Origin of the sequence: Wenzhouxiangella limi (genome assembly GCF_010499265.1) — a bacterium.
Taxonomy (GTDB): Bacteria; Pseudomonadota; Gammaproteobacteria; order Xanthomonadales; family Wenzhouxiangellaceae; genus Wenzhouxiangella; species Wenzhouxiangella limi.
This window is the reverse complement of record NZ_JAAGSC010000040.1, coordinates 1-20,399: the sequence shown is the minus strand read 5'-3', so window position 1 is coordinate 20,399 and position 20,399 is coordinate 1. Positions and strand designations below refer to the sequence as shown.

General features: G+C 60.3%; 19 protein-coding genes and 3 pseudogenes. 5 read left to right on the top strand and 17 right to left on the bottom strand.

Features of this window, described 5'->3' with window-relative positions; genetic code table 11:
- Positions 1-190: 190 nt before the first annotated feature.
- The 8 genes from hsdR to G3I74_RS07200 form a co-directional block, all read right to left on the bottom strand.
- Complete coding sequence (gene hsdR / locus G3I74_RS07235) at positions 191-2,584, bottom strand: EcoAI/FtnUII family type I restriction enzme subunit R (RefSeq protein WP_164210919.1); 2,394 nt, start codon at positions 2,582-2,584, stop codon at positions 191-193.
- A 3-nt stretch (positions 2,585-2,587) separates the two neighbouring features.
- Positions 2,588-2,995, bottom strand: a complete 408-nt coding sequence (locus G3I74_RS07230; RefSeq protein ID WP_164210918.1) for a DUF5615 family PIN-like protein — start codon at positions 2,993-2,995, stop codon at positions 2,588-2,590.
- Positions 2,979-3,692: a MerR family transcriptional regulator gene (locus G3I74_RS07225; protein WP_164210917.1), complete on the bottom strand. Its 714-nt coding sequence runs from the start codon at positions 3,690-3,692 to the stop codon at positions 2,979-2,981. Before G3I74_RS07225 ends, G3I74_RS07230 begins: the two co-directional genes overlap by 17 nt.
- A 394-nt stretch (positions 3,693-4,086) precedes the next feature.
- Positions 4,087-4,245 (bottom strand): hypothetical protein, encoded by a 159-nt coding sequence (locus G3I74_RS07220; RefSeq protein WP_164210916.1) that lies wholly within the window; start codon positions 4,243-4,245, stop codon positions 4,087-4,089.
- Positions 4,242-5,378: a restriction endonuclease subunit S gene (locus G3I74_RS07215; protein WP_239056724.1), complete on the bottom strand. Its 1,137-nt coding sequence runs from the start codon at positions 5,376-5,378 to the stop codon at positions 4,242-4,244. The genes G3I74_RS07220 and G3I74_RS07215 overlap by 4 nt, the downstream gene beginning before the upstream one ends.
- Positions 5,379-5,419: 41 nt before the next feature.
- Positions 5,420-6,895: a class I SAM-dependent DNA methyltransferase gene (locus G3I74_RS07210; protein ID WP_164210915.1), complete on the bottom strand. Its 1,476-nt coding sequence runs from the start codon at positions 6,893-6,895 to the stop codon at positions 5,420-5,422.
- A gap of 711 nt (positions 6,896-7,606) precedes the next feature.
- A complete protein-coding gene (locus G3I74_RS07205) occupies positions 7,607-8,299 on the bottom strand; it encodes a hypothetical protein (RefSeq protein WP_164210914.1) in 693 nt (230 codons plus the stop codon).
- Positions 8,300-8,339: 40 nt separating this feature from the next.
- Positions 8,340-9,044: an alanyl-tRNA editing protein gene (locus G3I74_RS07200; RefSeq protein WP_164210913.1), complete on the bottom strand. Its 705-nt coding sequence runs from the start codon at positions 9,042-9,044 to the stop codon at positions 8,340-8,342.
- Positions 9,045-9,221: 177 nt separating this feature from the next.
- Here G3I74_RS07200 and katG point away from each other — a divergent pair, with 177 nt between their 5' ends.
- Together katG and G3I74_RS07190 are read left to right on the top strand one after the other, a co-directional pair.
- Positions 9,222-11,420 carry a catalase/peroxidase HPI gene (gene katG, locus G3I74_RS07195; RefSeq protein WP_164210912.1) on the top strand — a complete coding sequence of 733 codons (2,199 nt, stop codon included), beginning with the start codon at positions 9,222-9,224 and terminating at the stop codon, positions 11,418-11,420.
- A 69-nt stretch (positions 11,421-11,489) separates the two neighbouring features.
- Positions 11,490-11,858, top strand: coding sequence for a TolB family protein (locus tag G3I74_RS07190; RefSeq protein WP_164210911.1), 369 nt, complete (start codon positions 11,490-11,492; stop codon positions 11,856-11,858).
- A gap of 212 nt (positions 11,859-12,070) precedes the next feature.
- Here the strand turns inward: G3I74_RS07190 and G3I74_RS07185 are convergent.
- Positions 12,071-12,649, bottom strand: a pseudogene (locus G3I74_RS07185) (transposase); the annotation flags it as partial.
- A 97-nt stretch (positions 12,650-12,746) separates the two neighbouring features.
- On the opposite strand from G3I74_RS07185, the gene G3I74_RS07180 reads away from it, so the two are divergent.
- Together G3I74_RS07180 and G3I74_RS07175 are read left to right on the top strand one after the other, a co-directional pair.
- On the top strand, positions 12,747-13,805 hold the full coding sequence (locus tag G3I74_RS07180) for a porin family protein (protein ID WP_164210909.1): 1,059 nt from the start codon (positions 12,747-12,749) through the stop codon (positions 13,803-13,805).
- 102 nt (positions 13,806-13,907) lie between these two features.
- The gene (locus G3I74_RS07175) at positions 13,908-14,975 is read left to right on the top strand and encodes a calcium:cation antiporter (protein WP_164211194.1); all 1,068 of its coding nucleotides are present in this window, start codon (positions 13,908-13,910) and stop codon (positions 14,973-14,975) included.
- A gap of 6 nt (positions 14,976-14,981) precedes the next feature.
- Here the strand turns inward: G3I74_RS07175 and G3I74_RS07170 are convergent, their stop codons facing one another.
- From G3I74_RS07170 to G3I74_RS07160, 3 genes and pseudogenes are all read right to left on the bottom strand, one after another.
- Positions 14,982-16,175 carry a linear amide C-N hydrolase gene (locus G3I74_RS07170; protein ID WP_203594611.1) on the bottom strand — a complete coding sequence of 398 codons (1,194 nt, stop codon included), beginning with the start codon at positions 16,173-16,175 and terminating at the stop codon, positions 14,982-14,984.
- Between the two features lie 8 nt (positions 16,176-16,183).
- Positions 16,184-16,510 (bottom strand): hypothetical protein, encoded by a 327-nt coding sequence (locus tag G3I74_RS07165; protein WP_164210908.1) that lies wholly within the window; start codon positions 16,508-16,510, stop codon positions 16,184-16,186.
- A 285-nt stretch (positions 16,511-16,795) separates the two neighbouring features.
- A pseudogene (locus G3I74_RS07160) lies at positions 16,796-17,402 on the bottom strand (transposase); the annotation flags it as partial.
- Positions 17,403-17,499: 97 nt separating this feature from the next.
- On the opposite strand from G3I74_RS07160, the gene G3I74_RS07155 reads away from it, so the two are divergent.
- On the top strand, positions 17,500-17,799 hold the full coding sequence (locus G3I74_RS07155; RefSeq protein WP_164210906.1) for a hypothetical protein: 300 nt from the start codon (positions 17,500-17,502) through the stop codon (positions 17,797-17,799).
- Positions 17,800-17,932: 133 nt separating this feature from the next.
- Here G3I74_RS07155 and G3I74_RS07150 read toward each other — a convergent pair whose 3' ends face one another.
- From G3I74_RS07150 to G3I74_RS07130, 5 genes and pseudogenes are all read right to left on the bottom strand, one after another.
- A complete protein-coding gene (locus G3I74_RS07150; RefSeq protein ID WP_164210905.1) occupies positions 17,933-18,208 on the bottom strand; it encodes a hypothetical protein in 276 nt (91 codons plus the stop codon).
- Positions 18,209-18,442, bottom strand: coding sequence for a hypothetical protein (locus tag G3I74_RS07145; protein ID WP_164210904.1), 234 nt, complete (start codon positions 18,440-18,442; stop codon positions 18,209-18,211). It lies immediately after the preceding gene.
- Positions 18,443-18,705: 263 nt separating this feature from the next.
- Complete coding sequence (locus G3I74_RS07140; protein WP_164210903.1) at positions 18,706-19,080, bottom strand: PIN domain-containing protein; 375 nt, start codon at positions 19,078-19,080, stop codon at positions 18,706-18,708.
- The gene (locus tag G3I74_RS07135) at positions 19,077-19,301 is read right to left on the bottom strand and encodes a ribbon-helix-helix protein, CopG family (protein ID WP_164210902.1); all 225 of its coding nucleotides are present in this window, start codon (positions 19,299-19,301) and stop codon (positions 19,077-19,079) included. Before G3I74_RS07135 ends, G3I74_RS07140 begins: the two co-directional genes overlap by 4 nt.
- A 425-nt stretch (positions 19,302-19,726) precedes the next feature.
- A pseudogene (locus G3I74_RS07130) lies at positions 19,727-20,399 on the bottom strand (transposase); the annotation flags it as partial.

Genomic DNA, 20,399 nt, shown 5'->3' with positions numbered 1-20,399 from the left:
ATGGGCATTTGACAGTCATTACATATCACCTGCTTTCTTGAATGAGTGCCGCCACAGGGCTTCAGAGCATGGCCTGTAGCTCTGGCTGGGCTCGCCCGGCAACGGTGTGCACCGCCAAAAACGATTGCGCGGCCTGACGTATGAGGCGGGGTATTGAAACCCTGGTTCCATCGATCAGCTTGTTCTGGCTTCAATACAGATAACGCTGAAACCCGACAAACACCTCCCGAATACGGCCCACGGGGCCAAGTTCGGAGACAGCATCGCCCAGACTGTGGTACTTCAATTCGATGAGCTGGGGCAGCTTGTCCAGATCGAGTTCGCTGACGCCCTGCGCAACATAGTGGCCTAGCACAAATCGCAGGAACTCCTGCTCACCGTAGTCGTGGCCCTGGAGAATGCGGGCCTGATGAGCCTCGACCCGCTCGACACGGGTGACCGGCGCCAGATTGAAGGCGATGTAGGCCAGCACGTCATACAGGTCGCTGTTTTCGGCCTGGATCAACTGGCCCACTTCGGCCAGCTGCTCGTGGCCATAGCCCTTTTCCTCCAGACCCTCCAGCAGTTTTCTGCGCGTATCCGGACGGCCCCACAGGCGCCTAAGTTCATCTTCGTCCTTGAACAGCTCGGGCAGATCGCCGAACAATCTCTGGATGAACTCGGCGGCCGAGATGGGCTTGCCGTCAGGGCTCCAGAAACTGGTGGCACTCATGTGCTGGATGGTTCGTTCTTTACCATCGGCCAGCTTGATCTTTACCTTGCGGCGTTTCTCGCACACGCAGGGCCGCTCCCCGCAGACCTCGCAGGATTCGGGTGGCACCTTCTCGCACACACAAGGCTGCTGACCACATATGGAGCACGGCTGAGGATCTCCCTTGGGGCAAGTGCAGGGCTGATTCCCGCACGTCTCACAGAGCTCGGGTTGCAGGGGCTCACCGTCCCATTCTTGATCGTTGAAGTGCTCGTAGGCCTTCACAAAGTCATAGATCGTGAAGTAGTCCTTGCCATCGAACAGACGCGTGCCGCGGCCGATGATCTGCTTGAACTCGATCATCGTGTTCACGGGGCGTATCAGGACGATGTTGCGGACATTACGCGCATCCACGCCGGTTGAAAGCTTCTGCGAGGTGGTGAGGATCGTGGGAATGGTCTTCTCGTTGTCCTGAAACTGCTTCAGGAAGCGCTCGCCTTCCTTGCCGTCGTTGGCGGTGACGCGCTCGCAGTAGTGCGGGTCGGTGCTGGTCTTGAGCTGGTTGACCAGGTCGCGCACCGCCAGGGCATGTTCCTGGGTGGCGCAGAACACCAGGGTCTTCTCGCGCTGATCAATCTGGTCCATGAAGACCTTTACCCGGTAACGCTCGCGTTCCTTGATCTCGATGACGCGATTGAAATCGTCCTCTGTATAGCGCCGATCCTCTTCAACCTCGCCCTCAATCACCTGATCGTCGGGCGTATACACGTAGTCATCCAGAGTGGTGGCAATCTGGCGCACTTTGAATGGCGTCAGGTAGCCGTCGTTGATGCCTTCCTTCAGGGAGTAGATGTAGACCGGTTCGCCAAAGTAGGCGTAGGTGTCGGCATTGTGCTTGCGCCTGGGCGTGGCGGTCAGACCCAACTGAACGGCGGGCTGGAAGTACTCCATGATGCCGCGCCAGTTGCTCTCGTCATTGGCACCGCCGCGGTGACACTCATCGATGATGATGAAATCGAAGAAATCCGGCGGATAGTCGCCGAAGTTGGGCGCCGGGTTGCCCGCCGCGTCACGCCCGGTCATGAAGGTCTGGAAGATCGTGAAGAAGATATTGCCGTTCTTCGGCACCCGGCCACGCTTGCGGATGTTCTCCGGGTCGATCCGCACCAGCGCATCCTCGGGGAAGGCGGAAAAGTCATTGAAGGCCTGGTTGGCGAGGATGTTGCGATCAGCGAGGAACAGGATTCTCGGCTGGCGGCCCGGCTGACCTGAGGCCCGTGCGGCCAGGCTCCAGCGGGCATGGAACAGCTTCCAGGCGATCTGGAACGCAATCGCCGTCTTGCCGGTGGCGAGGGTCAGCAGGATGCGGTCACGGCCGGCGGCAATGGCTTCCAGCGCCTGATTGATGGCATTGTGCTGGTAGTAACGCGCCTGCCAGAACCCGCCCTTGTCCTCGAAGGGCACGGCACCGAAGCGCTCCCGCCAGCTGTTGTGATCGCCGCCGCTGTCGCCGAAGGTCTCTGCCCACAGGCTTTCCGGGGTGGGCCAGGCTTCGACCGGACCTTCTGCCCCGGTCTGCATGTCTATCCGGTAGATGCCATCACCATTGGTGGCGTAGGCGAAGCGGGCCTGCAGGCGCTCGGCATAGCGCTTGGCCTGGGCCAGTCCCTCAGTCACCGGCAGGCTGCGCTTCTTGGCCTCGATCACCGCCAGCTTCTGACCGCGATATATCAGCACGTAGTCGGCGATGTCCTGCTTCGCGCGTTTGCCGGCACCTTGAAGGCGACCGAGGGTGATCGCCTCGCGCCGGACCCGGCTGGCCTCGACCACGCCCCAGCCTGCTTCCCTCAGGGCCGGGTCGATCAGCTCAGCACGGGTTTCGGCTTCGTTCATCGGCTAGTAGTTGTACTGCCTGAATTTACCGTTGCCGGAAAAGTTCACCGGGATCTCGAAACTCGCGCCCGGTTGAACGCGCTCGGCCTGGTCGATGACGGCAGGCCACCATCGCACCAGCTTCCAAGACTTTTCCCAGTAAGTCAGCGAACTCCAGCCTTTCATCAGGAAAAATGCGGTCAGTCCGCTTTCTCGAAAGACTTTCTTTTCCAGATCATTTTTCTTGAATCGGTCTTGGGTAATCACGATCCATTCGCCCTCAGTGGCCAAGGCTGAAATCCACTCATGATCAGGCGTTGAACGAGAGAACCGCTGGGTCAGGTGCGAAACCGAATGACCTTCTGGTTGCGTCAGCTTATCCAACGCAAACGCAAGTGCCGGTGGCAAATTGGCATCAATGAACAGTCTCACCGGCTTCCAATGCTTTCTGGAAAGCAACCGCAGCTTTCACAGCACGCACGTCCATTTCATACAAGCGGGCGACAAATTTGGGGTCACCTTCCGCCTTGACGGCAGCGTAGATCACTTCAGTCGGCACGCCTGACCGGTTGTCGATGGGCTTACCGAAGGCGCGTTGCGGATCAAGGATGACAAAGCGACTTTCGCCTGGACGCCAGGCTTCGGCCTGCCCAGTCTCTCCGTACACCACCCCTTTAAGCGAGGGCTGGATGACACGCCGGAAAACAAACTGGCGTTTGACCAAGTCCAGCATCGCTGGATCGCCTTCGGCATCGCCACGCTCCACGACCTCCGCGAAGATGCTGCGCCCATCAGTCTGAAACTGTTTGAATGTGAACGGATGGGACCTGCCGAAAGCGCGGCGTGCGAAATCCGAGGCCGCTCTAATCGCCTGCAAACTGACACCATGCGCCCTGAACGCTGCGACAAGCCTGAGCTCCAGCAGGTCGAGGAATCCAACGCCCCGCTCGTCCGTAGCCGCGATTTGCCCGTTCCACAGGCCGGGATGGCTGACTATCTTGCCTTCGCTTCTGGACTGATAGCCGAAAAGCCATCTACGCACGGCTGCGGAGGCAACGCCGCTCAGGAGTGACGCTTCCGGGACGCTATACAACCCCACTCCAACCAATCTGTTTTGAGCACCTTGCATCAAATTCCTACCTCTGAACCGCCGTGGATCGACTTGGGACTTCGCGCAAACAGGTCATTTAAGCCGCAAATACTTGAAAATGCAGCCGCATTTGCCGCTCGGCCCTGCAATATTTGGCGTATCCCAGTGGCCTCAGCCAGTCTACCGCCCGCCTCTGAGTGTAGCGTTTTATGGCCGCCAGGACCACATCCCGCCCCCGACGATTGCGGTACGCAAACCAGCCGGCCAGGGGTTTTTCCGGGATTGAGAGCCAGAGCAGGAGGCCATCAGTGTCGTACCGCTGAAACCTCCGCGATCAAAACCCGATCAAGAACCAATGATGGCCGATCTAGGAGCTAAGCGACCGATTTTGATCTGTGCTCCGCTGCCAGGGTGCGCTTGTGGCAGGCTGGAATCAAAACCCGATCAAGAAATTGGGCTCGCTTGTAACGGCCCGGAACCGCCCGCCGAGGGTAAACACCCTGCTTCGCAGCGGGCTGGCCTCAACGACGCCCCAGCCCACTTCTTTCGGGGCTGGCTCGATCGGTTCGGCGCGGGTTTCGGCTTCGTTCATGCCAGGGCGGTCTCGATCTCGTCCTGTGGTGTGGCGGTAAGTTCGCCGGAGAAGGCCTTTTGCAGGAGGGATTGCTTTAGTTCAGCAAGAGCACTCAATTTCTGGTTATATACCGCTTCCAGCCGATTCAATTCCTCAAGCAGCTCATCGATCCGAGTGGCTATGGCTTCCTGTTCGGAAAAGTCTTCTGGATACCACACCTCCATGTCCTTGAGAATGCGGTAATGGCGAGCGTATCCCATACCCTTCAATGGAAGAGATTGCGCGAGATAATAAAGATATTTTGCCTGCAAGAAAGGAGCGGGTCTCAGAATTTTTGTTCCATCAGCTCCTGCAACAAAGTCGAAATCAATATACTTAAAAACACGCGTGTGATCACCAAATATGATAATTGGTCGGTCAACATGAATCACATCATCGCGCCGTGACCAACGGCCATTTATTTTCCCGTGCTCCTGAGAAACGATTGGAAACGGTCCAGAGTCTTGGAACTCTTTCCGTTGAACCTTTCTAGGCGGACGTATGGCGGATACTCCGTCAGAGAACTTAATGCACTTCCATGCCTCGCTGCGCTGGCTAAAGATCGCGTTCAGATAACTCTCAAACAACTCCCGGGCGTTGGCGAGGTTCTTTTTGGTGTTGGCGACGGCGGTGGCAATTCCCGCGAAGGCTTCATCGAGGATGGCGACGATGCGCTTTTGTTCAGGGAGAGGTGGAATGGGAACGTGCACTCTGCCAAGATTCTTACGGCTGATACGCTTTCGCGTCGCGCCAGTGCAGTAGACCTCAACGTCGGCGAGGTATTGAGCAGATTGCGAGTAGTATTTGAAGAATTCCGGGATCAGTTTATCTGCGTGGAAGCGCAAAATCGTGCAATCAACGGCCGTAATCATCTTGGCATCAATTGCAGGAACGATGCACGATCGGCCCACTGGATCAGGCAACCGGGAAACCAAGCAGTCGCCCTCATAAACCTCCTGGCAACTCAGTCTTTTGAACGTCGCCTCGGAGATGAACCTGGCCCTATTCCCACGGTTTTTGAATTCACCGTGTCCGACATTTCCGGTTTGAATAAGCCTAATCCCTTCGGCAGACTGGTCTTTCGTTTCGATCCAGTCTCCATCCGCGAACAAGCAACAAGCCTTCGCCAAAGGAAGCGTGGCCCACCCCTCCCTCATAGCATCCCCCGAATCCCTTCCAGGATCCCTTCACTTTCCTTATCCAGCGACTCGATCTCGTTGATGATCACCTCGGGATCGCGCAGGGGCTCGGCTTCGGCCTTGTTGGGGTTCTTCACCGACAGATCGACGCTGTCCGGGTCGATGTCCTTGGCGTCTACCGTCCAGGCATTCTCCGACTCCTCGAAGCCGGCCTGTCGGGCGACGAAGTCCTTCAGGTCGTTGTCATTGAGCGGGTTGGTCTTGCCCAGACTGCGGCCGGGATCGAGCTGGTAGTACCAGATCTTCCGCGTTGGCGCGCCCTTCTCGAAGAACAGCACCACGGTCTTCACGCCGGCGCCGAGGAATGTGCCGCCCGGACAATCGAGGATGGTGTGCAGCTTGCAACTCTGCAGCAGTTCCTTCCGGAGCGCGCGCGAGGCGTTGTCGCTGTTGGACAGGAAGGTGTTCTTGATGACGATGGCGGCCCGACCGCCGGCCTTCAGATACTTGATGAAGTGCTGCAGGAACAGGAAGGCCGTCTCGCCGGTCTTGATCGGAAAGTTCTGCTGGACTTCCTTGCGTTCCTTGCCACCGAACGGCGGATTGGCCAGGATCACATCGAAGCGGTCCTTCTCCTGAATGTCGCTCAAGTTTTCCGTCAGGCTGTTGGTGTGGACGATATTGGGTGCCTCGATGCCGTGCAGGATCATGTTCATGATCCCGATCACATAGGGCAGACTCTTCTTCTCCTTGGCGTAGAAGGTGCGGGTCTGGAGGATGTCCAGGTCGCTGGTGGACAGGTGGCTGCCGTCACCCTGCCCATCTGCGCCGAAGCGCAGATAGTCATGTGCCTCGCAGAGGAAGCCCGCCGAGCCAGCTGCCGCATCGTAGATCCGCTCGCCGATGCGCGGCTTCACCACCTGGATCATCGCGCGGATCAACGGGCGCGGCGTGTAGTACTCGCCGCCGTTGCGCCCGGCGTTGCCCATGTTGCGGATCTTCGCCTCGTACAGGTGGGAGAGCTCGTGCTTCTGCTTCTGCGAGCGGAAGCTCAGGCCATCGATCAGCTCCAGGGCGTCCCGCAGGCTGTAGCCGCTGGCGAACTTGTTGCGGATCTCGCTGAAGATCTCACCGATCTTGTATTCGATGGTGTCCGGCCCAGTGGCCCGATCCCGGAAGCCCTGCAGGTAGGGGAACAGCTCGCCGTTGACGAAGGCGATCAGGTCGGCGCCGGTGAGAGCTGTGTCATGGTCGAACTCCCCTGCGGCGTTCTTGGGTGCAGCCCAGGCGGACCAGCGGCAAGGCTCATCGATGATGAACGGGTAAGACTTGCCCACCAGCTCCGCCTCCTGGGCACGCTCGTACTCCAGGTCATCCAGGTACTTGAGAAACAGCATCCACGAGGTCTGCTCGGTGTAGTCCAGCTCTGTAGAACATCCTTCCTCTTTCCAGAGGACGTCGTCGATGTTGCGGAAGGTTTGTTCGAACATGGCTTGCAGTCGTTTCCTCTTCAGCGCGTACCTGCACCCATCTGCAGAAGGTCGATGAAGTCGGCTCCTGCAGCACTTTTGAAATGTAACTGACCGGCCGCATCGAAGCCTGAACCTCGAAATGCCGACAGATCGGTTCTGCTGCCGGCCGGTGTTGCACGGCCAGGAGATCAATTTCGTTGACACCAAGGCGAATGCCACGAATGGTGAAGTAGCCCTGTCTGTTCAGCCACTCTTCAACAATTTCTTCCGCCAGCAGAGCCATTGTTTCCTTGATTCACGGATTTACAGCAAAGGGGCCGCGTGATTTTTTGATGCCAACGTTGAGCCCCCACCCAATGCCGCTGTTCGAAGTCTACCCCGGCCGCGGCGGTCCTTCCAGCGAGGCCAGTGAACCGCAGCTGCAACCAAAACAGACGAATTACCGCGGTTAATTCGTCTTCTCGAATTCTACCCTCACCCGTCGATTCATCCGCCTTTTTTCTCAATCTTGCGCACTCGCACCGGTCCGATCTAGCCCGTTTGCTTGACGTGGGTGTCGCCGTAGGGCTGGAGGTCGACGCCGGGGATTTCGAGGAAGCGGATGCGGCCGGCGGGCCGTGGAAGGCGGCCAGGTCGAAGTCTATACGGCCGCTACCGAAGCCGAAACGGCGGCCGATGACCCGTTAAGGCAGTTGGCTGAGATTGAACGCAACCTAAGCCCACAGACACTCACTCCTCACCGTTGCCGTAGGACTGATCGGTATCGCTGGTTTCTTCCGTGCCGGTATGGCGGGGATCGATGCGACCTTCGATCCAGCTTCGGACGCGGCGGCGCTTGGGCCAGCGGGTTAGCTGTTCGGTGTGGATGCTGCGCGCGCGAATGACTGTGCTGGCGCCATCGTGTTCGAGGAAATACTGCCGGCTGGCGCCGATATGGGTTTTGCTTGGGCCGTGGGTGACGGCGACCGAGATGCTGAGCTCGTCGATTTTTTTGAGTTCGTTGTTGAAATCCTCCTGGCGTTCGTCCTTGTCGGCGTCCGAACGACGCCCGAGGATGATTTCGGCAAAGGTGCCCAGGATCAGGTAGCCGCCGGGCTGGATCGGTCCCTGGCGAAGACGCGTCTGCACATTGCGATCGTCCGGCGTCAGACGCTGATAGTCCAGCACGTAGCGCCGGGCATTGCCCTCCTTGCCGACGATCCTGGCCAAAACGCACTCCAGGTGGACCGGCTCCTGGCTCATGTTGACGAACATGCAAAGCGCATTGGGGGCATTTTCATGCGCATGGTGAATGATCAGAAACGGCCGGCTCGCCCGGCGGAACTGCATCAGCGCCAGCTGCAGATAGGCGATCCAGATCACGACCATGAGCACGCTGGTCGCTGCCGTGATCACCGATGGACTCAGGCCGTTGAACTCCAAGGCGTCTCCTCAAGCATGGCTATCAGGCGCGCCACCACCCTCAGCCGTCGGCAAATTCCAGCTTCACCCGCCGATTCATCCGCCCCTTCTTCTCGATCTTGCGCACCCGCACCGGGCCGATCTCGGACGTTTGCTTGACGTGGGTGCCGCCGCAGGGCTGGAGATCAACGCCGGGGATTTCGAGCAGGCGGATCCGGCCGGCGCCCCGCGGGGGTTGGACGGACAGGGTCTTGACCAGCTCGGGCTGGGCGTCGAGTTCGGCGTCGGTAATCCAGCGCTCGCCGACCGGGTGATCTTCGCCAATCAGGCGATTGAGCTCGGCCTCGACTTCGGTCTTGTCGGGCGAGTCGGGCAGGTCGAAGTCCAGCCGGCCTGAGCCGTCGCTGACCTGGCCGCCGGTGACCGGATAGGGCAACACGGCCGAGAGCAGGTGCAGGCAGGTGTGCATGCGCATGAGGCGGTGGCGGCGGTCGAAGTCGATCTCGGCGTTGACTTCGGTGCCGGGTTCCGGGGCGGTCGCGCCCTCGGCCAGAACGTGGACGATGCGGCCTTCCGTATCGGCCACGGTGTCGACGACCTCGGCGCTGCCGCCATCCCAATGGAGCCGGCCAGTGTCACCGGGCTGACCGCCACCGACGGGATAGAAAACAGTAGCGTCCAGGATCACGCCGCGCTCGGTGTGGGCCTGGACCGTAGCCGGGCACTGGCGCCTGTAAGCATCACGGGTATAGAGGCGCTCGGTCATGGCTGGGAGCCTCCCGGCGCCCGCCAGCTATCTACAAAGCCTATGGTATGCATGAGAACAATCAATTTAAGTTATTGAGGAGCGGGTCGTATAATAGCTGGCATCAATTTAGGGCGGATGTCAAGTTTCGACCCGCCCCTTGTCTCGTTCCGTCAAATACAAGCCTTAGGAGGGTTTATGGATCAGGTAGCAAAATGTCCCGTCATGCACGGCAGCCGCACCAAGCTCAGCGGCGGCGGCGGTGGCGCCACCGACTGGTGGCCGAATCAGCTCAACCTCAAGATTCTGCACCAGCACACCCCGGAGTCCGACCCGCTGGGAGGCGACTTCAACTACGCCGAAGCCTTCAAGAAGATCGACTACGAGGCCCTGAAGAAAGACATCGGTGATGTCATGACCGACTCCAAGGACTGGTGGCCGGCCGATTACGGCCATTACGGCCCGTTCATGGTCCGCATGGCCTGGCACGCCGCCGGCACCTACCGCACGGCCGACGGCCGCGGTGGCGCCGCTACCGGCAACCAGCGCTTTGCCCCGATCAACAGCTGGCCCGACAACGCCAACCTCGACAAGGCTCGTCGCCTGCTGTGGCCGGTCAAGCAGAAGTACGGCAACCAGATCTCGTGGGCCGACCTGTTCGTCCTGGCCGGCAACGTCGCCATGGAAACCATGGGCTTCAAGACCTTCGGCTTCGGCGGCGGCCGCGAAGACATCTGGGCCCCGGAAGAAGACATCTACTGGGGTGCCGAGGACGAATGGCTGGGCAACAAGCGCTACAGCGGTGATCGCGAGCTGGCCAACCCGCTGGCTGCCGTGCAGATGGGTCTGATTTACGTCAACCCGGAAGGCCCGGACGGCAACCCGGACCCGAAGGCTTCGGCCAAGGATATCCGCGAAACCTTCGCCCGGATGGCCATGAACGACTACGAAACCGTTGCTCTGACCGCCGGCGGCCACACCTTCGGCAAGGTTCACGGTGCCGGTGACGCCGCCCATGTGGGCCCCGAGCCCGAAGCCGCCCCGATGGAAGAAATGGGCCTGGGCTGGAAGAGCAGCTTCGGTTCCGGCAAGGGCCGGGACACCATCACCAGCGGCCTTGAAGGCGCCTGGACCCCGAACCCGACCGAGTGGAACATGGACTACTTCACGGTTCTGTTCAAGTACGACTGGGAACTGGTCAAGAGCCCGGCCGGCGCCTGGCAGTGGGTGCCGAAGAATCTGGCCGAAGAAGACCACGCCCCGGACGCCGAAGATGCGTCGGTACGCGTCGGCATCATGATGACCACCGCCGACATGGCCATGCGCGAAGATCCCGAGTACCGCAAGATCTCCGAGCACTTCCTGAACAACCCGGAAGAGTTTGCCGACGCCTACGCCCGCGCCTGGTTCAAGCTGACCCACCGCGACATGGGCCCGAAGGTCCGTTACCTGGGGCCTGAAGTGCCGGAAGAAGACCTGATCTGGCAGGATCCCGTGCCGCCGGTCGACCATGAACTGGTCAGCGACGTCGACATCGCCGAGCTCAAGGGCAAGATCCTCGACACCGGCCTGTCGGTCTCCGACCTGGTCTTCGTCGCCTGGTCTTCGGCCGCCACCTTCCGTGGATCAGACAACCGCGGCGGCGCCAACGGTGCCCGGATTCGCCTGGCTCCGCAGAAGGATTGGGAAGCCAATGAGCCGGAGCGCTTGGCCAAGGTGCTGTCCGCGCTCGAAGGGGTGCAAAAGGCGTTCAACGACGCCCAGACCGGCAACAAGAAGGTCTCGCTGGCCGACCTGATCGTGCTCGGCGGCAATGCGGCCATCGAGAAAGCCGCCCGCGATGCCGGCCACGACGTCACCGTTCCGTTCTTCCCGGGTCGCACCGACGCCACCGAAGAGCAGACCGACGCCGATTCGTTCGATCCGATGAAGCCGGAAGCCGACGGGTTCCGCAACTACCGGCGCACGGCCTTCACCGTTTCCGACGAGGAAATGCTGGTCGACCGCGCCCAGCTGCTGGGCCTGACCGCGCCGGAAATGACCGTCCTGGTCGGCGGCATGCGCGCCCTCAATGCCAACCACGGCGGAAGCAAGCACGGCGTGTTCACCGACAAGCCGGGCGTGCTGACCAACGACTTCTTCGTCAACCTGGTCGACATGGGCATCGAGTGGAAGCCGGTGGGCTCGGACGGCGACAAGTTCGAAGGTCGCGACCGCGACAGCGGCGAACTCAAGTGGACCGGCACCCGGGTCGACCTGGTGTTTGGCTCCAACTCGCAGCTGCGGGCGATCTCGGAGGTCTACGCCCAGGAAGATGCCGGAGAGAAGTTTGTCTCCGACTTCGTCAAGGCCTGGAACAAGGTGATGCACGCCGATCGCTTTGACCTGAAGGCCTGATCGTCTCCGTCCGGTCAGGACGGAAAAGAAAGCAACCCCGGCTTCGCTTTGCGGAGCCGGGGTTTTTTAATGCCCGCGCCCCGGGAGTTGCCAGCGCGCGCCGCTTTCCGCATCAGCGTCGACGATCAAAGCGAGACCGAGGTCGTCCCCGCCCTGGCCGGCGCCTTCCGCTCTTTTGGCGGCGTGCTACCGGACAACCAGCGCATCGTGTTCGCCTCGACCGAGCGCAACGGGCTGGATTTCGACATTTACATCCGTGACCTGGAAAGCGACGAGCAGCGCATGCTCTACGAGGGCGAATTCGCCTTCTGGCCGCGCTCGATCTCGCCGGACGGCAAGTCCCTGCTGATGACCCAGGCGGTCGGGAGTATAGGAACTATAACCACCCTTTTCCGCGTATTCCAACGGTATCCGGTGCCGTGTCAGCTTGACGTTTGACACCGATTGCAACACGCAGCGGGCCGGATCCCGGATCAGGTCCGGGACAGGCTTCACCCGATTCCGCCCTGCCTTCGCCAATCGGAAGGGAAAGCGATCCCATTTGGCCGGCATGGGGCCGGATCTGGACGAGCGACGCCGCACCGCGCTCGGCTCAAGCGCGATCTGAATGCAGTTCGCTGTCTTAAGGAATGCAAACCGATTCGCCTGACCGGCGGCGCGCGGCTTTCTGCCCACAGGCCAGGAAGATCCTTGCTGGCCAGATGATTCAGTATCCGCTCAATCACCGGCGGGTCTTCAGCGCAGGCGAGAACGCAAGGGCGACTTGCCCGCAGGGCGAGAAGCCCTGAAGTGGAGCCGTTGCGCGTGCTCGCGATGACCTTGACCGCGCCTCCGCACTTCGGGCAAGTTTCGACATCTATTTGAAAAACCCGCTTGAGGCGCTTCGCCCATTGCATCGCCGAGCGTTGCTCGGCCGGTGTGCGGTCTTCGGTTTGGGCTGACTTTGTGGGCTTCGTACCCCGGCCCCGGCGGGCCGGCGTGATCCGGGCCCGGTACGCGCTGATCGGTGCGAATACGCCATGAAACCGGGTCAGAACTTGTCCCGGACTCGATCCGGGATTCTGGCGCGGCGGCGGAACGAGCGCTGGCAACCGAGCGATGAAATCCAGTGGCTCGAAGATCACGTGAGTCGTCCCGTCGCGGTACGGGGTTTTCAGCGTGTAGCCGATGTCGCCGCGTGCCGTCAGGAACAAGCGTTTTTCCGACACGGGAGGACGGCAGATGGTTCTCACGCCTCAGGCGGTCGGTGGTGCTTCGTTTGTGCAATGGGGCGGTGATTGTTCGGGTGACGATGTCTGTGTCGTCGCTATGGGAGCAGATCGGCAGGTGACGGCGACCTTAGAGTCCGCCGGGTTCGAACTTCGGGTCGTGCTGGAAGGCGAGGGCGTTGGGCAAGTGTTCGAAGTCCCCGGCCCGGGCGAGATCGACTGCCCGGGCAGCTGCAGCGCCACCTATCCGGACGGTACCGCCGTGACGCTTGACTTTTCGGCCGGCTCGTCGTTGTGCAAGCGATCGGCAAAAGCGTCGATTGCATTGCTGACGGCTCTGCACTACGATCAAGGCACGGATCAGGGAGCGTGTAGGATGTTTGCAATGAAATCTCGTATCGTTTTTTTGTGCAGTTCTGTTGTGCTGCTGGTTCAAGCCATTCCTGCAATCGCCGAATCTCGCAGCGCATCAGACTGGGAGTTTCAGGTAACGCCCTACCTCTGGGCTGCGGGCCTGGACGGCCGGGTCTCGCATGATGGGCTTCCAATTGAGTTGCGTCCCAATGCAAGTTTCGGTGATGTGTGGAGCTTTCTGGATATCGGTGGCATGCTGCGTTTCGAGGCCAGCAAGGGGCGCTGGGGTCTGGTGTCCGACTTCATTTACGTGGAGCTCAGCGATCGCGAGAGATTCCTGTTCGGGACTGCCGAGGCGGATCTGGATACCGACGTGTTCAGTGCGATGCTTGCCGGCACTTTCCGGCTGGTCGGCGAGGGTCGCCAGTCTCATCTGGATGTACTGTTCGGAGTTCGCTACTGGGAACTCGGTGCCGAAATCGCGTTTGGCATTGCCGACGAGGTAGAAATTCCATCCGATCTGGCATTGCCGCGCCAGTATCGAGTCAAGGAAAGTGGCTCAAGCCCGGAACCGGTCCTGGGCTTGAAAGGCCACTACGCACTGTCCCGCGATTTCTATCTGGGTGGCTGGGCCATGCTGGGTGGTGATTTCGGACAGTCGGTGCTGACCCAGGACTATATGGCTTTCCTGGGCTACTCCTTTTCCGATCACGCGTCTCTGCAGCTCGGCTACCGCCGCCTGGAAATCGACTTCGATTCTTCCGGCTTGCAGCTGGACACCACCATGCACGGTCCGACGATCGGCCTGGACTGGCGGTTTTAATATAAAGCCAGATCGGCCGAGCCCATTTAATCGGGCCGGAGTGTCCAGTGCAGTGACCACCAAGATTTCAGCAGAGTGAGCACAGCAACGAAGCATTGGGCCATGCCACCCTGGCCCACGCTCGTGCCGGTTTTTTCCCTGGCCGGTGTCACGGCCATGATGGTCTTTTTCTCAGAACCGTTACCTGGGCTGCTTGTACCGATTGCGGCAGCGCTGCTTCTGGCTACGGTTCTGGCAGCCGTGCATCATGCCGAAACCATTGCCCATCGCCTGGGTGATCCTTACGGGTCTGTCCTGCTTGCCCTCGCGGTTACCATCATCGAAGTCGCGCTGATTGCCTCGGTGTTGCTCAATGCGCCAGCAGGAACCAGCGAAATCGCTCGCGACACGGTTTTTGCGGCCATCATGATCGTATTGAACGGCATTATCGGGCTGTGTCTTCTGGTTGGCGCCATTCGCTTCCGGGAACAGGAGTTCGTTGCTCGAGGGGCAACAGGCGCACTCGCTGTGCTGGCCACGGTCGCGGTGCTGGCGCTGGTCTTGCCGAATTACACGGTAGCGGTGCCGGGTCCTGTCTATGCGACACCGCAACTCCTTTTCGTGGCCATTGTCTCTTTTGCACTCCACGCTCTGTTTTTGTTTGTGCAGATGGTGCGTCACCGCGGAGATTTCAGCGATCCGAGACTGCAGGAACTCGCGGAACAAAAGCCGGGGCGGCGACAAATGGGTGCCGCGCTGATCCTGTTGCCAATGGCGCTGCTGGCAGTGGTGCTGCTGGCCGAGACTCTTGCCCCGACTATCGAACATGCGGTGGCACGGGCCGGGCTGCCCGCCGCCCTTGTCGGGGTGGTGATTGCCATGACCGTCCTGCTGCCGGAAGGCATGGCCGCCCTGCGCGCCGCTCGCGCCAACCGGATTCAGACCAGTCTCAATCTGGCGCTAGGTTCGGCTTTGGCCAGCATCTGCCTGACGATTCCAGCCGTTGCCTTCCTGTCGATTATCTTGGGTCAACCGCTGACGCTGGGGCTGGAAGCGGAGCATATTGTTCTGCTGCTGTTATCGCTCTTTGTTGCAACGCTCTCGCTGGCCATGGGGCGAACCACGATCCTGCAGGGTGGGCTCCACCTAGTGATCTTTGGCGCTTTCCTGGCGCTGTCTGCAATGCCTTAAGTAGCGTCAACGCGCGAAAGCAGACGTTGCCTCGAGTGGGCTATGAGCGATGTCCTTGAGTTCCACGTGGCGGACTTCGCTGACATGCGCCAAGGCTTGCAAATCAACTTGAATGAAATTGACGCTGTCGTAAGTTCTAAGATATAGATGCTTCTTCTGGAGATCCATCAAGGATGTCCAGGATGTATATTCCGATGTGTAGACTCGACTGTGGGTCACACCCGGCGCCATAATATTCGCGATCTCATCTCGGAAACGGTTATCTTTGGTGATTCCCCGTGGACGATCGAAATTGTTCATGATCCGCGAGAGTGTCGTTATGGCGCCAGCCGGGTCTTTGGCTTTTTCCGCAAACTGTGAATAGAAGACTGCCCGGACAAATCGGCCCACCGATGTATTCGAAGCCGGAAGCCCGGCCGTTGCGATGCCAGAGTCGGGCTGGGCAAGCTCAACTCCACCGAGCTCCAGCTTGGATTGATCGATATTGGTCAGATGAGTGTAGTTATTCATGTTGGTCATATGCCATGAGAATTCCGGCCCGTTGGTCATGACACCCAGGGGATTGTCAATGACGTTTTGCTCGCCGCCAGAAAACTCTATAACCAGGGACTTGCCGCTTGCGTCGTGAAGCGTGTAATGAAATGGTGTCTTCATCAAGCCGGCGGGCAGCAGTGGCGTCACCAGCACCGGCTGTTCTTGCAATGCCTCCTTTACCTTGGCCACCGTGCTGAACTGCGATAGCACCCAGGCGCCAAGATCAATCGCGGCCAGGATAGCATGGGTTTTGTCGACCATGTGGGTCGGGCCTTCCGTGCTGGCGTAAGCGAGCAAACTGAAACTCAGGCCCTGGTCGTTTATACCTTCAGCCACCTTGACGTCATGCGATACCCGGTCAGGAACCGTGACCGCCAGAAAAGCGTGACGAGCGGTAAAATCCAGCTTATGGTGTTTGTCGGCCTCGGATCCGAAACTTGTGCCTGCCGGGAAATAGGAGACCTTGTAAGGCAGCTCCATGGGCAACTCCATGGTGCGCCCAGCATAGAACTTGCCATTGGCGTCGCTATACAACAAAGAAGTACAGGCTAGCGCAGCTGGAGCAAAGCCTGTACATGCGACAGCTGCAGAAAGGGCAAGGGCTTTGATTCGAGGAATAGGCATATTCAATGACTCCATGGCAAAAAATTGCGATTTGATGGCCAATCAAATTCTCAAGGTGCGGTGCTGTCCTTGAAGATCTGGCCATCCTTCATGATGATCAGGAAATTGTTTTCCGGGTCGTTGAGCAGCTCGATATCCTCAATGGGATCGCCGCGCACCAGCAACAGATCGGCCAGAGCATCCTCGGCAACGACTCCCAGCGTGCCTTGATAAGGGCTTCGCAACCCCGATAGCGCCAGAAGTTTGCCGTTGTCTTGAGTGACCAGCTTGAGAATCTCGGCCGGCGAAAACCATTCCTGCAGCATCAGGATGTACTCATTTTGTTCGTGGTTGAGGGCCGGCTCGAACAGGAAATCCGTGCCCCAGGCCAGCTTCACCCCAAGGTCCCGGGCCATGGTCCACACGAGTATAGGAACTATAACCGCCCTTTTCCGCGAATTCCAGCGGTATCCGGTGCCGTGTCAGCTTGACGTTTGACACCGATTGCAACACGCAGCGGGCCGGATCCCGCATCAGGTTCGGGACAGGCTTCGCCCGATTCCGCCCTGCCTTCGCCAATCGGAAGGGAAAGCGATCCCATTTGGCCGGCATGGGGCCGGCTCTGGACGAGCGCCGCCGCACCGCGCTCGGCTCAAGCGCGATGTGAATCCAGTTCGCTGTCTTCAGGAATGCAAACCCATTCGCCTGACCGGCGGCGCGCGGCTTTCCGCCCACAGGCCAGGAAGATCCTTGCTGGCCAGATGATTCAAGATCCGCTCAATCACCGGCGGGTCTTCGATACACGCGATGACCTGGACCGTTCCTCCGCACTTCGGGCAGGTCTCCACATCAATCTGGAAAACCCGCTTGAGGCGCTTCGCCCATTGCATCGCCGAGCGTTGCTCGGCCGGTGTGCGGTCTTCGGTTTGGGCTGACTTTGTGGGCTTCGTACCCCGGCCCCGGCGGGCCGGCGTGATCCGGGCCCGATGGGGGCTGTTGGGTGCAAACACCCCGTGGAAGCGAGTCAGAACTTGTCCCGGACTTGATCCGGGATTCAGGCGCGGCGGCGGGACGAGCGCCGCCAGCCGGGCGATGAAATCCAGTGGCTCGAAGATCACATGCGTAGCGCCGTCGGACGATTGGTGCGGCTTGCGCGAAGCGCAAGAAGCGCCCTGAGGGAGACGATCAGCGCGTCCCGTCGCGGTACGGGGTTTTCAGCGTGTAGCCGATGTCGCCGCGCGCCGTCAGGAACAGGCGCTTTTCCGACACGGGAGGACGGCAGATGGTTCTCACGCCTCAGGCGGTCGGTGGTGCTTCGTTTGTGCAATGGGGCGGTGATTGTTCGGGTGACGATGTCTGTGTCGTCGCTATGGGAGCAGATCGGCAGGTGACGGCGACCTTAGAGTCCGCCGGGTTCGAACTTCGGGTCGTGCTGGAAGGCGAGGGCGTTGGGCAAGTGTTCGAAGTCCCCGGCCCGGGCGAGATCGACTGCCCGGGCAGCTGCAGCGCCACCTATCCGGACGGTACCGCCGTGACGCTTGACTTTTCGGCCGGCCCGGATTCCAGTTTCCAGGGCTTCGGCGGCGAATGCTCGGGCACTGCCTGCACGGTCACGCTGGATCGGGATCGTGTGGTACGCGGAACCTTCCTGTCCGCCGACCAGCTGTTCATCGATTCGTTCGAGTAGCCGGGTCGGTCAGGGCACCGACCTGTCAGCCATGTGGCTCTGCGGGCCAGGCGCCGAACGGCGAGCGTGCTCGATTGTTCGTTGGCGCCGGCACGCTGGACGCGCCCCGCTTGGCCTTTCCGGTCATTCTCGATCAGGCACTGTCGTCCTTCCCGGGCGCGGTCGGATCAGGCTGTGCGAACTCTTCTACCGCAGTGGTGTCGGCTTTGGCGCGTTGCCTGCTTTCGCCTTCTTTCCGCTTTTTCGGGCTGTCGCTCATGGCCTTGATGGCATCCAGAACCTCCGCATCGCCAGTCTTGAGCAATTGGGCAAAAGTCTTGCGACAGACCATCCAGGTCGCGCCTATGACGGCGAAATAAATGACGGAGGTCAATGCCGCATAGGTGATCTGATCGGCGAACTCGCCCACCTAGTCCGGCACGCGGATGCCCAGCACGATGTTTAGGATCGCGGCGAGTATCGGCCCGACGATGCCGATCTCGACAATCAGCAACACCATCACGAAAACCAGGATCTTGAACACCAGCAGCTGAACGGCGAGGTCTTTCAGCGCGCGCGTCCAGTTCTCGCTGAAGCACAAAGCAGCCACGGCGATGGTGAGTCCCGCAGCAACCGCCAGCGAATCGGCCAGCGCATCGGCCACGGCGCCGAAGTCGGTCCAAAGCGGCGCGCCCGGAATGGTTTCCAGGTTCCCGGAAGCGGTATTCTCGATGAACGCGACCAGTACCAGCGCCGCGGCCGCCGGAATCAGCGATGCGGCCAGCCAGGGGAAGTCCGCGCGCCGGGCGTGCCCGCTTGCCGGGCACCGGAATGCCTGTCCGAAATGTCGGATTCTTGCACCGGCAGTTCGGTATTCCCCATCGACGTCCTGATTCGGGAGCCGGAGGATAAACGCGAATGGCAGCGTCAGGACCGCCGGATTCGGTAGGGGACATGAATCCCCGGCTGGTCGGCCGGGAAATCGCGCGTGTTGCGGCTGACCAGGATCAGGCCGTGGACCTGGGCCGAAGCCCAGATCAGCAGGTCGGGCAGGCGCAAGCGGCGGGACCGGCGAAGTTCGATGGCTCGCTCGGCAATGGCCGCGTCGATTTCGATGATGGTGAATCGCGCCAGCCAGGCGCTTAGCGACTTGGTCTGTTCCGGACTTTCAGCGCCCACCAGCACCTCGATCCAGGTCACCCTGCTGATGCTTGTGGCTTCGGCCTTTCCGATGACGTCCGCAGCCGGGCCGATGCCGTTCAGGTAGTCGATCAGAATATTGCTGTCCAGCAGCCAGTTCACCGGCGATTCCACTCGTCACGGACGCGGTCCTCATAGTCCAGTGCGTCTTCGTTGCGGTTGCGCCAGATGCCGAACAGCTCCTCGTTGGACGCGCTTCGGTGCGATTTCAGGAACTCCGCCACCGCGCGCCGCACGGCCTCGGCCCGGGAAATCCCGAGCTGTTGGCTGAGCGCGTCCAGGGTCTCGCGGTCCGATTCTGGCAGATCAATAATGGTCCGCATTCAGCGCCTCCGAGTTATCTGATGACGATGAATGATAGCTAATGGTACGTCTACCGTCAATCTGCGATTGGGCTGCATGTGAAAGGGCTGCAGGTGTTACGACACCTACGCCTCAAAGTCGAACAGCAGGACGCTTGATGCTTTGATGCTTATATAAAGGCTGCTGAGCATAGATTCTATAACCGCCCTTTTCCGCGCATTCCAGCGGTATCCGGTGCCGTGCCAGCCTGACGTTTGACACCGATTGCAACACGCAGCGGGCCGGATCCCGGATCAGGTCCGGGACAGGCTTCACCCGATTCCGCCCTGTCTTAGCCAATCGGACGGGAAAGCGATCCCGATTTGGCCGGCATGGCGCCGGAGCTGGACGAGCGACGCCGGACCGCGCTCGGGCGAAGCGTGATCTGAAGTCGGTTTTCTACAGTTCAGTGAGGCAAGCCGATACGCGGAGCCGGCGGCGCGCGGCTTTCTGCCTGCAGGCCGGGAAGATCCTTGCTGGCTAAGTGAGTCAGGATCTGCTCGATGACCGGCGGGTCTTCGATACACGCGATGACCTTGACCGAGCCGCCGCACTTCGGGCAAGTTTCGACATCTATTTGAAAAACCCGCTTGAGCCGCTTCGCCCAGCGCATCGCCGCCCGTTGCTCTGCCGGCGTACGCTCCTCTGCTCGCGCCAGCTTAACCGGCCTGGCACCTCGGCCCCGCCGGGCCGGCGTGATCCGGGCCCGGTACGCGCTGATCGGTTTTCGTTCAATGGCTTCTTTCGGCTGCGCCGAAAATCGCCATTGACTCAAACCGGCGCTGACTATTCGGCGCAAACACCCCGTGGAAGCGAGTCAGAACTTGTCCCGGACTTGATCCGGGATTCAGGCGCGGCGGCGGGACGAGCGCCGCCAGCCGAGCGATGAAATCCAGTGGCTCGAAGATCACATGCGTAGCGCCGTCGGACGATGGGTGCGGCTTGCGCGAAGCGCAAGAAGCGCCCTGAGGGAGACGATCAGCGCGTCCCGTCGCGGTACGGGGTTTTCAGTGTGTAGCCAATCTCACCGCGTTCGGTCAGGAACAGGCGCTTTTCCGACACGGGAGGACGGCAGATGT